The organism is Desulfarculaceae bacterium (assembly GCA_020444545.1).
Lineage (GTDB): Bacteria > Desulfobacterota > Desulfarculia > Desulfarculales > Desulfarculaceae > Desulfoferula.
Genome location: JAHLKT010000008.1, coordinates 79,600 through 93,064 on the forward strand (window position 1 = coordinate 79,600; position 13,465 = coordinate 93,064).

12 protein-coding genes and 1 tRNA gene are annotated in these 13,465 nt (G+C 64.3%); 7 read left to right on the top strand and 6 right to left on the bottom strand.

What is annotated here, in order from left to right; translation table 11 throughout:
- Positions 1-4 precede the first annotated feature (4 nt).
- Positions 5-1,459 carry a hypothetical protein gene (locus KQH53_19115; GenBank protein MCB2228794.1) on the bottom strand — a complete coding sequence of 485 codons (1,455 nt, stop codon included), beginning with the start codon at positions 1,457-1,459 and terminating at the stop codon, positions 5-7.
- Positions 1,460-1,724: 265 nt separating this feature from the next.
- Between KQH53_19115 and KQH53_19120 the strand changes: the two genes are divergently transcribed.
- From KQH53_19120 to KQH53_19140, 5 genes are all read left to right on the top strand, one after another.
- Positions 1,725-2,147 (top strand): helix-turn-helix domain-containing protein, encoded by a 423-nt coding sequence (locus KQH53_19120; GenBank protein ID MCB2228795.1) that lies wholly within the window; start codon positions 1,725-1,727, stop codon positions 2,145-2,147.
- Entirely contained in the window at positions 2,147-2,761 is a 615-nt protein-coding gene (locus KQH53_19125) for a molybdenum cofactor guanylyltransferase (GenBank protein MCB2228796.1), read from the top strand. Before KQH53_19120 ends, KQH53_19125 begins: the two co-directional genes overlap by 1 nt.
- Positions 2,762-2,965: 204 nt before the next feature.
- Positions 2,966-3,895, top strand: a complete 930-nt coding sequence (gene lpxC / locus KQH53_19130; GenBank protein MCB2228797.1) for a UDP-3-O-acyl-N-acetylglucosamine deacetylase — start codon at positions 2,966-2,968, stop codon at positions 3,893-3,895.
- Positions 3,896-4,120: 225 nt separating this feature from the next.
- A complete protein-coding gene (locus KQH53_19135; GenBank protein ID MCB2228798.1) occupies positions 4,121-4,780 on the top strand; it encodes a hypothetical protein in 660 nt (219 codons plus the stop codon).
- Positions 4,770-5,876, top strand: a complete 1,107-nt coding sequence (locus KQH53_19140; GenBank protein ID MCB2228799.1) for a hypothetical protein — start codon at positions 4,770-4,772, stop codon at positions 5,874-5,876. The genes KQH53_19135 and KQH53_19140 overlap by 11 nt, the downstream gene beginning before the upstream one ends.
- 100 nt (positions 5,877-5,976) lie before the next feature.
- Here the strand turns inward: KQH53_19140 and KQH53_19145 are convergent, their stop codons facing one another.
- Both KQH53_19145 and KQH53_19150 read right to left on the bottom strand, forming a co-directional pair.
- The gene (locus KQH53_19145) at positions 5,977-6,441 is read right to left on the bottom strand and encodes a GFA family protein (protein ID MCB2228800.1); all 465 of its coding nucleotides are present in this window, start codon (positions 6,439-6,441) and stop codon (positions 5,977-5,979) included.
- A gap of 2 nt (positions 6,442-6,443) precedes the next feature.
- Positions 6,444-7,088, bottom strand: coding sequence for a twin-arginine translocation signal domain-containing protein (locus KQH53_19150; GenBank protein ID MCB2228801.1), 645 nt, complete (start codon positions 7,086-7,088; stop codon positions 6,444-6,446).
- Positions 7,089-7,377: 289 nt separating this feature from the next.
- On the opposite strand from KQH53_19150, the gene KQH53_19155 reads away from it, so the two are divergent.
- Both KQH53_19155 and KQH53_19160 read left to right on the top strand, forming a co-directional pair.
- Positions 7,378-9,639, top strand: coding sequence for a PAS domain S-box protein (locus KQH53_19155; protein ID MCB2228802.1), 2,262 nt, complete (start codon positions 7,378-7,380; stop codon positions 9,637-9,639).
- Between the two features lie 10 nt (positions 9,640-9,649).
- A complete protein-coding gene (locus KQH53_19160; protein MCB2228803.1) occupies positions 9,650-11,014 on the top strand; it encodes a sigma-54 dependent transcriptional regulator in 1,365 nt (454 codons plus the stop codon).
- 250 nt (positions 11,015-11,264) lie between these two features.
- Here the strand turns inward: KQH53_19160 and KQH53_19165 are convergent, their stop codons facing one another.
- The 3 genes from KQH53_19165 to KQH53_19175 form a co-directional block, all read right to left on the bottom strand.
- Positions 11,265-11,948, bottom strand: a complete 684-nt coding sequence (locus KQH53_19165; protein MCB2228804.1) for a PEP-CTERM sorting domain-containing protein — start codon at positions 11,946-11,948, stop codon at positions 11,265-11,267.
- 159 nt (positions 11,949-12,107) lie between these two features.
- Positions 12,108-13,340, bottom strand: a complete 1,233-nt coding sequence (locus KQH53_19170) for an MFS transporter (GenBank protein MCB2228805.1) — start codon at positions 13,338-13,340, stop codon at positions 12,108-12,110.
- Positions 13,341-13,371: 31 nt separating this feature from the next.
- Positions 13,372-13,448 (bottom strand) — tRNA-Pro (locus KQH53_19175).
- Between the last annotated feature and the right edge of the window lie 17 nt (positions 13,449-13,465).

Sequence of the window (13,465 nt, forward strand, 5' to 3'; positions counted from 1 at the left end):
GCTCCTAGGGGGTCCGGCCGGTCTCGCGGCCGGTTTTGAAGCTACGGTGACCGGTCCAGGTATCGAACTCCGGCCCGTCGGGCTTGTTGCCCTTCTCATCCAACAGCTCCTCGGGCTTGTAGATCACCACCCAGGTCATGTCCCCCCAGGCCTGGAAATCGCAACCCTCTAGGCAGTGATGTTGGCGCCGCCGCCAGGTGCCGGAGTTCAGGTAGGCCCGCTCCACCCTGGGTTCCTGGCCGGCCGGCCCGGCGCAAGCGGCCGCCCCTCCCTTGCGGGTCTTCTTTTTTCGAGGGGGCACGATGGCCAGGGGAGTCTGCAAGGGGTTGTGAGTGTGGCCCATGACCACGTACCGGAAGCGTCCCTGCCCCCCGGGGTCGTAGCGCTCCAGCAGGTCGGCCGCCCCCTCGGCGTGGCGGTCGCGGGGGTTGTACTTGAGCCTAAGGCGGGAAACCCAGCATAGCAGACGGCCCAGGGCCAAACAGCGGGCCCACTTGAGCAGGCGGAAGGAAATTTGCAACTTGTCCGCCTCGTCAAAGATATTGGCCGTGCGGTCGTGGAGCTTCATCCAGTCCTTGACGAATTGCAGGTTTTCGAATTCCTCCAGGGCCTGGTCAATGCCCTTTTCGATGGCCTCTTCCAGGTTGGGAAAGAGCTCCACCTGGTTGGTCAGCCACTCGGTGGTGGCAGTGATGGGGCGCACGTCGCCCAGCTCCCGGAAGTTCTTTTCCAGTCTTTCTTGGTCATCCGAGGGGCAGCCTCCGCATTCCCGCACCTGTTCCTTCACCACGAAAGGCAGGCGGCTGATGAGCATGGTGGTGATGGGGTCGCCGATGGGCACGGCGTCGTGGGGGGCCTGGTCCAGGCAGCCCACCTTCTCGTAATTGTGCTTATCAAATTGGTGACCGTGCAGGGCCAAGACCCCGTGGGCCTCGTCCTCCAGCATCACCTCGAATCGCTCGCTGGATTCTTCCATGCCCAAGGCCAGACGGGCTACGGCGCGGGTGATGGGAAACAGGTTCACCAGGCGATCGTGATTGCCCGCGAGGTAGACTAGCTCCACCTTTATGCCATTGGCCGAATCGGCTCCGCGCTCCCGCCGGATCTTTTCCTCCACCTGCAAAAGCACATCCCTCAGAGCCTTGAGCTGGGCATGGCTATTATCGATCACCCTCATCAGGACCTTGAACACCTGCTTTTCCAGCACCGCCGGGGGCGGCGGCGGCACGTCCCAGGGGGTCGGCACACTGTGGCCGTTCTCCTTCTCAGTGAACCAGTATTTGGTGCGCAGCACATCGAAGACATCTCCCAGAAGCACCACCTTGATTTCAGTAACTTCGTGGCGGCGGCCAGCCATCCAGGCCAAGTCCTCGGCAAAGGTTTTAAAGGCTTCCGGGGACACGTTGGCCCCGCCCACCGTGCCGTCCACCAGGTGCAGGTCGGAAATAAACACCAGCATTTTTATCTTTTCCCCCCGATTGCGGACCTGCGTTCCCCCCCAAAAAGCGCGCACGCCCGGCCGCGACGCAAGTCATCGCAACCGGGCGGACCCTGACCGGTTAGGCCGAAATGGGCTCAATCGCCGCTATTCACCTGGACTATAGGTTGATTGCCGCCGGACGGTCAACATTAATCTTGCCGCTCCCCGGAGCCTATGTTATGGATGAAATCCGCTGCACGACATTTCGTATAGACCCTGGTGCCCCAGGGGTCGGAGCCGGTCCATGTATCTCATCAACGAGGTCTCCCGCAAGGTGGACCTTAGCCAGAAACGCATCCGCGAGTACGAGAAGGAAGGCTTCATCCGCCCCCAGCGGGAGGCCAACACCAACAACCGCCTTTACAGCGACTTCGAGGTCACCCAGATCCAGCGGATCAACTACCTGATCCACGAGCGGGGCTTCACCCTGGCCTGCCTGCGCAACCTCATGGTGCTGGCCCCCTGCTGGAACATCTTCGAGTGTCCGGACAAGAGCTCCTGCGCCGCCTACGAGGATCCCCGCCTGGCCTGCTGGCGGGTGCGCCAGAGCCGCCAGACCCTGTGCCCCGGCCCCTGCGAGCACTGCGCGGTGTACCTGAACCGCGACTTCCAGGCCCAGCGGGTGCTGGAGCCCTCGGGCAACCCGCCGGTGCCCAAGGAGGAGTGATGCAGGCCCTGCTCACCGGCGCGGTGCTGGCCGGAGGGCCGGGCAGCCGGCTGGGCGGGAACAAGCCCACGCGCGAGCTGGCCGGGCGCCGCCTCATCGACATCGCGCTGCAAAGGGCGCGGGAGGTCTGCCCCCAGGTGGTGGTGGTCACCGCCGACGCGGCCGACTTCGCGGAGCTGGACTGCCCGGTCATCGCCGACCGCTGGCCGGGCCAGGGGCCCCTGGCCGCGTTGGCCACCCTGTTTCTCGACACCCCGGCCACCTCGGCCCTGATGCTGCCGGTGGACGCCCCCCTGGTGCGCCCCGCCCTGCTCCGGCGCGTGCTCGAGCTCAGCCCCGGCCAGAGCGCCGTGGCCCCCCAGGGGCCGGGCGGGGTGGAGGCGCTCATGTCCTGGTACTCCCGCGACTGCCTGGAGCCCGCCCTGGCCATGCTCAAGGAAGGCGAGCGCCGCCTGCGCCTGCTTTTGGGCCGGGTGGAGGGCCGGGTCATGACCCGGACGGAGGTGGCCGAGGTGGACCCGGACGACCTGAGCTTCATCAACGTGAACTTCCCCGAGGACCTGGAGCGGGCCCGGCGGGTGGCCGCCCGGCGTGGGCTGTTTGACACACCCTGAGGTATTGGTTGTGGGTCTTTACGCCCACCCGGTTGTTATCAGGGATCATTCTCTGGCCGCGGAGGCCGGGGAACCCATTTGGCATGACCACTAAAAACAGTTAGTTAGCCTGAATTTTTTCCTTTTTCCCCAAAAAATACGAGCCTGGCACGCCCTTTGCGTATTTCCTGCCCCAGAGTTATGTCCGCACTTGGAGCCAACCACATGAACCGACACCAGCGCACATTGATGCGCCCTGTATCCTGCACCGGGATCGGACTGCACAGCGGAAAGACCGTCAACCTCTGCCTGCGCCCGGCCGAGCCGGACACGGGCATCATGTTCAAGCGCACCGACCTGCCCGCCTCCCCCCTGATTCCCGCCGACGTGAACAACGTGGTGGGCACCGACCTGTCCACCACCGTGGGCGTGGACGACGTGCGCGTCTCCACCGTGGAGCACCTGCTCTCGGCCGTTTCCGGCCTGGGGGTGGACAATATACTGGTCGAGGTGGACGCCCCCGAGATCCCCATCATGGACGGCTCGGCCGCGCCCTTCGTGTTCCTCATGCGCGGCGCGGGCTTCGTGTCCCAGGGCCGCCCCCGGCAGTATTACAAGGTCAAGCGCGAGGTCGAGGTCAAGGTAAACGGCAAGAGCGTCAAGGTGAGCCCCAGCGACAAGCTGAAGGTCTCCTTTGCCATCGAGTTCGATCATCCGCTCATCAAATGCCAGGACATGGCCTTTGTCATGGACGAAAAATCCTATGACAAGGACATCTCCCGGGCGCGCACCTTCGGATTCCTCCGGGACATGCGCTATCTGCACGAGAACGGCCTAGCCCTGGGCGGCAGCCTGGACAACGCCGTGGTCCTGGACGACTACCGGGTGCTCAACGACGACGGCCTGCGCTTCACCGACGAGTTCGTGCGCCACAAGGTGCTGGACTTCCTGGGCGATCTGGCCATGGTCGGGCGGCCGATCGTGGGCAGCTTCACGGCCCACAAGTCGGGCCACGAGCTGAACAACCAGCTCTTCCGCAAGTTCCTGGCCGACCCCACCGCCTGGCAGCTGGTCACCCCGGAGCCGGCCCGCATCAAGGAGCCGGTCTTGGAGCCCATGCCCCTGTTCGAGGGAGCGGCCCAGGCCACGGCCTAAAGACCCAACTCAGCAATACTCAGCGCCCCGGTGTCAAAGCCGGGGCGCTTTTTTGTGGGCCAAGTTTGTGAGACGCCTTCCTGGGCCGTGGCCGAGGCTTGCGCTCTAATTGCCCCCAGCGAACCACCGCTGGGAGGCGCCATGTTCACGGGCCAGGGCAAGGTTGAGATAGGCTACAAATGAGTTACCTTCGGGGGGAGCCAAGCCTGTAACGCGTGTAGGCAAATGAACGGCCGGGAGTTTTTTCTGAGCTCCGGGCCGGGGCAGGACTCCACCACGGACATGCCCGAACCGCCCCTGCACCCCAACTGCGGCTGCAAGTTGCAGCCCATAGTCGACGTGGCCCGCGCGGCCAGCCGGCCCGAGGACTGGGGACAGGAGGACGAGACTACGGGCGACAGCGAGGTCTCGCTGCGGGAGGAGGAGCGAGCGGAAGGCGGCCAAGGGGAAAACCCCGAACTGTTCAAAGACCATTATGTGGGCCTGACCTGGCGCAGGGGACGAATTTCAAACGGCCCGGTGCATGGCAATTTCTGCGGAGAATACTGGACCTACGGACAGGACACGCGCGATGCAAACTATGTGGAAAATGATGAAATAAAACCCACCGACGACATGGATACGGCTTGTTCCGTGCACGACACCGAGTATGTAGACGGCAATAAGGATCAGGCGAACCGCAACCTGGTGGCGGCCCTGCGGGCCTTGCCGGAAGACCCCCGCAAGTGGGAAAAGAGGCCGCCGAGCCGCAAACTCGAGGAGGCCAGGAAATACCGCAAGTGGGCCCTATGGTATTTTGAAAACGAAGTTGCCAGGGTCGAGCAGGAAGCCCGGGATAGATACGAGTGGGGCTATGACGCCGAGGGGGGCGGTCATGATTATTAAGAGAGTTATTTTACCTGTTATCTTTTTATCTGTTCTTACCGGGGTGCTTCTCGCAGGCTGTTTCTCATCCAACAAACCTATCCCCTCGGTGCCCAAGTCACCGTGGATAAGGGACGCGGTGTTTGCCCCGGACGGGAAAACCATTTTCCTCACTTTTAAAAGCAACAACATTTCGGGTCTGTTCGCTATGGATTTAAGCGGCAAGGTAACGACTTGGTTAGTCGAAGGCCGGCCGGGAGCCAGAATTTACGAGCCCACCGTATCTCCGGATGGCCGCTATGTGGCCTTGGTCATGTCTGGCCGTGACCATTTTGGTGATCTTTATCTGATTGATGCAAAAGGAGGCGCTCTCCGGCGGTTGACCTCTGGGTCGAACCATGACCGCAGTCCGCGCTTTTCCCGCGACGGCAAGCGCATCTATTTTCTACGCCACGACTCCGGGGGTGAATTCCCTGCCTATGACGCACCAGGAGGATGGGACAGCGACGTCTTTTCACTAACCCTGGCCACGGGTGAAACCAGCCGGATCACTCATCAGAACTTCCATCATTTGAGGCAACTATTCGTTTTTCCTCACGACCGGTTTTTTCTAATCAACACCCCGGATTTTTGGAAAACCGGTTACGTACTATGGAGGATCAGCCTGCGCGACCCGAATCAGCGCCAGCCGGTGGAGCCGAACATGAGCGCCTTTACCCGCTCACCCAACACACGGTTTCATGATGGCGATGTTTTATCTGCCTATTGGGGAGTAGTCCTGTCCCGGAACGGACATTATCTGGTTTTCGCCTGGCATGTGCCCAAGGAGGGTGAAGCAGCTCTTTGGGCCTACTCCAGGCTCTATTTCTGCTCTTTAGGCGACATGAAAGGCCATAGGGTCCCGGGCCTGCAAACCGGCTCGATCCCTCTGGACATCTCGCCGGACAACCAGTGGGTGCTTTTTTCCGGCCCCTCGGGCCACCAGCCCATGGCCGGCGGGGTGCTGCCCCAAACCAACCTGTACATGATCCGGCGCGACGGCAGCGGGCTGAAAAACTTCAGCCTGGACTTCTCCGCCGTGCTGGGCCGGGAGCCGGTCAACTCCAAGCTGCCGTAGGGAGAAAAATAATCCCACCGCCAGCCCACAAATAAGCGCCCCGGCTTTGACGCCGGGGCGCTTTTTTGGGGCTTCGGTTGCGGGCCGCCTGTCCGCGCCCTTAGGGCTTTTGGCTCTCCAGGGCGTAGAGGGCGTAGGTCTGGCTGGTGGTCAGCTTGGGCCTTTGCCCAGCAAAGGTGTAATAGGGCGGCTTCTCGTCGTAGGAAACCTCGTTGATCATCTTGAAGTTGTCCACCCCGGCCTCGTAGAGCAGGCCCACCGACACCACGCAGCTATTCTCCTTGCTCTTCCAGAGCTCCTTCTCGAACTTGTAGTGCAGGCGGGTGCCGCACTTGCCGCAGAAGTGCCAGGTGGCCCAGGTCGCGGGCTTGTAGGCCTTCACCAGCTCCGCGCCCTTGACGATCTTCACGTCGTTGCAGCTCGCCCCGAAGCCGGGGCCGCTGTGGATGAACTGGCAGGTGGCGCAGTGGCAGGCGGTGAAGCCGGGGGCTACGTCATAGGCTTCCAGCACCACTCCCTTGCAGCGGCAGGTGGCGGTGACCTTGGGTATTTTCTGCTCGGCCATGCTTACACCCCCTTGTTCCCGGCAGGCCCGGTGGCCATCTTCAGGCTCTGGATCATCTGGCCCGAGGAAAACTTCTTGGTCTCGTGGAAGCTGTAGTAGTCCGGCTTCATGTCAAAAAAGACCTCGTTTTCCATGAGCATGTCCTTGGGGATGAGGGGATAGAGCAGGCCCACCGACACGTTGTAGCGGTCGCTCGCGGTGCTGGGCACCTTGTCGCCCAGGGCGTAGAAGAGCCGGGAGCCGCAATTGGAGCAGAAGTGCCAGGCGGTCCAGCCCTTGGGCATGGTCCCCTTCTTGTTGCCCTGCCCGTGCTCCACCGGGAACTCGGTGACGTACTGCCTGCCGTCGATGACCTGGATATCCGCGCAGTCCGCCCCGTACCAGGGGCCGTTGTGCAGCAGCTGGCAGGTGTCGCAGTGGCAGACCGTGAAGCGGGTGTCCAGCTTGACCAGCTTGAGCACCACCTTTTTGCAATGACACGACGCGATGACCTCGGGCTTGATGTCCTCGCTCATGCGTTTTTCCTTGGCGGGCAGCCCGCTGGCCATGGCCGGGGACGGCTGGTTCAAAACGGCGCTGCCCAAGCCCAGCACCGCTCCGCCGATGGCCACGTTCTTGATGAATTTTCTTCGGTCAATTCCCGCCATTTCATTCTCCCTGTTCATGCTGATTGTGGGGCAGCCGCCGGGCTCAGCTACATCTCGGGCCTAGCGATCATCGGAAAGTCCTACATCCAACATTCTATTATTTCGCAACTTGCCTGGTCAACGCGGCCTTTACCCGGCCGATGCCCCTAACTAATCGGTATTGGTGGGCCACGCCCGCGCGGGGGCCGCCCGCCCCGGTTCCCGGGCATACCCCCGCTTGCCTCGGCCCGGCACCTCGCGTAACATAGCTTTGACTTTGCATTAATCCCCGCAGCCCACACGAGGGGCCATGGTCGCCGACACCACCGCCCAGGCCGAGCGCGCCAAGGAGCTCAAGCGCCGCAAGCGCGAGCGCATCATCATCGTGGTCACCCTTTTCCTGGTGGCCATAATCACCTACGTGGAGACCCAGGTGGTGGACATGGCCCAGGGACAGCCCCTGGGCTCCTCGGTGCTGGTCTTCGCCCTGATCAACTTGAACGCCCTGCTGCTTCTGCTGGTCATCTTCCTGGTGTTCAGGAACCTGGTGAAGATGACCATGGAGCGGCGCAAGGGCATCTGGGGGGCGCGCCTGCGCACCAAATTGGTGGCCACCTTCGTGCTCTTGTCCCTGGCCCCCACGGTGCTCTTGTTGTTCGCGGCCATCCAGTTCGTGGGCGCGTCCATGGAGTATTGGTTCAGCGCCCAGGTGGAAAAGAGCCTCTTCGACGCCATGGAGGTGTCGGACGCCTACAACCAGCAGCTGGCCTCGGAGTCCAGCCACTTCGCCGGGGTGCTGGCCGCGGAGCTGCAACGCCGGGGCTACCGGCTGAACAAGCCCGACGAGAAGCTCACCAAGCTTTTGGAGCACCGCCGCGAGCTATTCGACCTGGCCGGGGCCAAGGTGCTCTCCGATGAGCTCAAGGTCTTGGCCGAGGCCACCCAGAGCGGCACCCATCCCTCCCATCTCCACGGCCTGCCCATGGAGATGGTGAGCCGCTCCATCTCCACCGGCCTGCCGCTGACCCATCTCCAGCCCGCGCCCACCGGCGATTTCGCGGCGGCCATCCAGCCGGTGTTGCAGGCGCGCAAGGGCATGAAGGGCAAGGTGATCGGCGCGGTGGTGGCCTATCAGCTCCTGCCGCCGGGCTCCCTGGCCCGCAGCTCCCAGGTGCGCAAGGGCCTGGAGGGCTACCGTCAGCTCAAGGCCTTCAAGGAGCCCATCCGCACCAACCTGTTCATCACCCTGAGCATCGTCACCATCCTCATCGTGTTCGTGGCCACCTGGCTGGGCTTCCGCCTGGCCAAGACCATCACCGAACCCTTGCGCGAGGTGGCCGACGGCACCCAGCGGGTGGCGGGCGGGGACTACGCCGTGCACATCTCGGCCGAGGCCCCGGACGAGATCGGCACCCTGATCAACGCCTTCAACCGCATGACCGCCGACCTGCGCACCTCCAAGGCCCGCCTGGACGAGGCCCAGGCCGAGATGCGCCGCACCAACCTGGAGCTGGACCGGCGCCGCCGCTACATGGAGATCGTACTCAAAAGCGTGGCCGCCGGGGTCATCACCGTGGACGCCGAGGGCAAGGTGACCACCATCAACCCCTCGGCCGAGCGCCTGTTGGGCATGCAGGCCGGCGCGGCGGTGGGCCGCCCCTGGACCGAGCTGGTCAACCAGGACAACCGCCAAGTGATCCAGGGGCTCATCGCGGGGCTGCCCCCCGGCGGGGCGGGCACCGTGGATCATCAGGTGCGCCTGACCATAAACGGGGAGCCCATGTCGCTCATGGTGCACATCGGCCTGCTCAGGGACGAGACCGGGCGCAACCTGGGCATGGTGGTGGTGTTCGAGGACCTGAGCGAGCTGGAAAAGGCCCAGCGCATGGCCGCCTGGCGCGAGGTGGCCCGGCGCATCGCCCACGAGGTTAAAAACCCGCTCACCCCCATCAAGCTCAGCGCCCAGCGCCTCATGCGGCGCTACGGCGGCGACGTGGCCGAGGGCGACACGGTGTTCGACGAGTGCACCCGCACCATCGTGCAGCAGGTGGAGGAGCTGCGCCGCCTGGTCAACGAGTTCTCCAACTTCGCCCGCCTGCCCAGCGCCAGCCCCGCGCCCGCCGATCTCACGGCCATCGCGGCCGACGCGGTGAGCCTGTTCAAGCAGGCCCACCCCGAGGTCTCCATCGAGCTGGAGCTGGAGGGCAAGATCCCCATCTTCGAGCTGGACCGCGAGCAGATGTCCCGGGTCTTGATCAACCTCTTGGACAACGCGGTGGCCGCGGTGGAGAAAAGCGAGCCGCCCCGCCAGGTGGTGGTGCGCCTGAGCTATGATGAGATATTGAACATGGTGCGCCTGGAGGTGGAGGACAGCGGGCCGGGGGTTTCGCCGGAAGACAAGATCCGCCTCTTCGAGCCCTACTTCTCCACCAAGAAGGGCGGCACCGGCCTGGGGCTCACCATCGTCAGCACCATCGTCACCGACCACAACGGCTACGTGCGGGTGCAGGACAACCAGCCCAACGGGGCCCGCCTAATCGTGGAGCTGCCCGCGCGCGGGGCCAAGAGTTAGGAAAGATCGTTTGCAAGGGCAAGTTTGCATAGTCGATGACGAGGCCTCCATCCGCTCCAGCCTGGGCGGCATCTTGGCCGACGAGGGCTACGAGGTGCTAGAGGCGGCCGACGGCGAGGCGGCCCTGGCCCTTTTGGAGACCGAGTCGCCGGATTTGATGCTGTTGGACGTGTGGCTGCCGGGCATGGACGGCCTTGCCGTGTTGGAGCGGGTCAAGAAGCGCTATTTGAGCCTGCCGGTGATCATGATCTCGGGCCACGGCACGGTGGAGACCGCAGTCAAGGCCACCCGCCTGGGGGCCTTCGACTTCATCGAGAAGCCGCTGGACATGGACAAGATCCTGCTCAGCGCGCGCAACGCCATCACCATGAGCCGCCTGGCCGAGGAGAACCTGCTGCTCCGCTCCAAGGCCGAGCCGCCTTCTCTCACCGGCTCCAGCGAGGCCATCGGCCGCATCCGCTCGGCCATCGAGCGGGTGGCCCCCTCGGACTCCTGGGTGCTCATAACCGGGGACAACGGCACCGGCAAGGAGCTGGTGGCCCACGCCATCCACCGCCTGAGCCCCCGCGAGTGCTATCCCTTCGTGGACGTGAACTGCGCGGCCATCCCCGAGGAGCTCATCGAGAGCGAGCTGTTCGGCCACGAGAAGGGCGCCTTCACCGGGGCCACCGGCAAAAAGCGGGGCAAGTTCGACCTGGCCCACCAAGGCACCATCTTTTTGGACGAGATCGCGGACATGAGCCTGAAGACCCAGGCCAAGATTCTGCGTATCTTGCAGGAGCAGCGCTTCGAGCGGGTGGGCGGCACCAAGACCATCGCGGTGGACGTGCGGGTGTTGGCCGCCACCAACAAGGAATTAAAGGCCGAGATCGCGGCGGGCCGCTTCCGCGAGGACCTTTTCTACCGCCTCAACGTGATCCCCATCCACGTGCCGCCGCTCAAGGAGCGCAGCGAGGACATCCCCGAGCTGGTGGCCGACTTCCTGGGCCATCTGGCCATGAAGCACAACCAGCCGGTCAAGCGCTTCACCCCCGAGGCCTTGGAAGTACTCAAGGCCCAGCCCTGGCCGGGCAACGTGCGCGAGCTCAAGAACCTGGTGGAGCGGCTGTGGATTCTCTGCCCCCACGAGGAGGTCGGCCTGGAGGACCTGCCCGTGGAGATGAGCGGAGCCCCCGCGCCGGGCCCGGAGCAGGCCCAGCTCTTCGCGGGCGACTTCAAGTCCGCGCGCGCCGCCTTTGAGAAAGCCTACCTGGAGGCCAAGCTGAGCGATAACCAGGGCAACGTTTCGCGCACCGCCGAGGAGGTGGGGCTGGAGCGCAGCCATCTGCACAAGAAGCTCAAGACGCTGGGGATAAAGGCGGCCAACGGCGACTGACTTTCAGCGGGTGCCTATTGCTGCCTGCGGCGCTTGTTTCGCGATTTGACTCCCTCGACGTATTGTTTATACGCCTCGGTCGACAAATCGCTGCAACCGCGCGCCTCGCCAACGCACTAGGCCCCCGCAAGGCTGGTCCCTTTTTTTACGATCCCTGCTGATGCGAACGGATTCCTGAAGGACGCCGCCCGTTAAACAAAACGCCCGCTTCCCAACTGGGAAGCGGGCGTCGAATTTTTTGCGGGCCCGATCAGGCGGTCTTGGGCTTGGCCTTCCTGCGGCGGCGCAGATAGCCCACCGTGCCCAACAGGGCGCTGCCCATCAGGAGCATGCTGCCCGGCTCCGGCGCGGCGGCCCCGCCGCCCTGGGCGACGAAAAGCACGTCCTGGTGCTTGTGGCTGGTGCCGTACTGGAAGTCGTTCTTGAAGGTGTAGGAGCTGAAGTCCACCTTGGAAGCCTCGCCCAGCATGGTGTAGTACAGGTCGGTCACGTAGTTGCGCTGCCAGCGGCTGCCCGACACCCCGGTGAGGGCGAAGTCGTCGAACAGGGTCCACAGGGCCGCCTGCACCGCGGTGGCGGTCTCCTTGGCGTAGGCGCCGTCCACCGTGGTCAGGGAGGGCGAGTAGTTCTCCATGATCCAGGCGGCCTGGTAGAGAGACTCGTACTTGTCGTAATCGAAGTTGGTCAGGGACTGCACGTTGTACTCGCCGCCCACTCCTGAGGTGAGCAGGTCGGCGCAGTAGGCGGCCAGGGACTCCTTCTCGTCCCAGGAGACCTTGAACTCGCTGGCGGTGGCGCTGGTGCGGTGCCAGCCCACGTAGCCCTCCACCTTCAGGCCCGGGATTTGGGTGCCCTCGTAGCCGATGCTGTCGGCCAGGGCCACGCCGGGCAGCATCGCCAGGGCCAACAGCAATACGAAGATTATCTTTTTCATGGCTGCGTCCTCGCTTACGGGTGCTTGTGGCCACGCCGGGCCGCGGGCCCGTCCAATGGGCTCCGCTTTTCCTTTAGCCAATTTCCTCGGGGGCAGAACGAGAAGAATGGAAGCTACATAAAGGCTACACCAATTCGGCCGGTGAGCAAAGCCTTCCGATCAGGCCGCCTTCCGGTTGGGCACCAGGAGCATGAGCCCCACCGCCGCCAGGGCCAGAGCCACGTCGATGCCGAAACTAACGCCGTAGCCGCCGGTGTAATCGCGCAGCAGCCCGGCCACCCAGTGCACGCAGATGGAGCCCAGGCCGTTGAACACGGTCCAGGCGCCGATGACCGTGGCCATGATCTGGCGCGGGAAGTAGTCGCCCGAGCAGGCCCCGTAGATGGGGAAGTTGGCCCCGAAGAAAAAGGCCAGCACCCCCACCAGCACGCACAGGGCCTGCCAGTCGCCGCCCCAGAGCAGGATGCCCAGGATGGAGGCGGCGATACAGCTGTTGGAGATGAGGATGGTGTTGCGCCGCCCCAGCTTGTCCGACAAGGGCAGCACCACGATCACCCCCAGCACCTGGGACAGGCCGTGGATGGTGGCCAGCTGCGAGGCCGAGGCCAGGGGCACCCCCAGGGAGTGCTGGGCGTAGTCCACCATGAAGGTGGTCACGCCGTAGATGGCGTAGACCACGCAAAAATACGACAGGCCGATGACCCAGAACAGGCGCTGCTTGAACACCTGGGCCAGCAGGCCGGGCTCCCAGGCCGAGGCCCCGCCGGCGGCGGGTTTTTCGTAGGGCTGCGCCTCGCCCCAGGGCCGCAGGCCGATCTCCTCGGGGCTGCTCCTGACCAAGAGCAGGTTGACCACCACCATGCTCAGCGCGGCCCCGCCCAATATCCACCAGGCCCAGCGCCAGTTGAGCGCGGCCACGATGAGCGGGAACAGGGCCCCCATGCAGGCCAGGCCCAGGCCGTAGCCGGTGGAGAAGATGCCCAGGAACAGGCCCCGCCGCCGGGGAGCCACCCAGCGCTGCACCAGGGCCATGAGCGGGGCCCAGAAGCCGGTGGCCCCCAGCCCGGCCAAGGCGAAGGCCCCCGACGCGCCGGCCAGCCCGCCGGCCCAGCCCATGCCCATGAGCCCGACGCCCAGGATCAGGGCGCAGACCGTGACCACCACCCGGCTGCCGAAGCGGTCGTTGAGGTAGCCCGCCACCGGGGTGAAGATCAGGTACACCAGCAGGTAGGCGTTGTAGATGGTGCCCCCGGCCGCCCGGGAGAGGCCCAGCGGCTCCAGCATGGAGGGCAGCACCACCCCGTAGCCCAGGCGGGCCGAGAAGTTTATGAACAGGTTGGCGAAGCTGACGGCCAGGATGATCCAGGCCCAATGGATGACAGCGCGCGGCACGGCTCAGCTGGCCCTCCGCTGGGGGTGAAATTGGTCGGGGCGCCCGGATTTGAACCGGGGACCCCCTGCGCCCAAGGCAGGTGCGCTGCCCGACTGCGCCACGCCCCGACCTGAATTCTCTATAG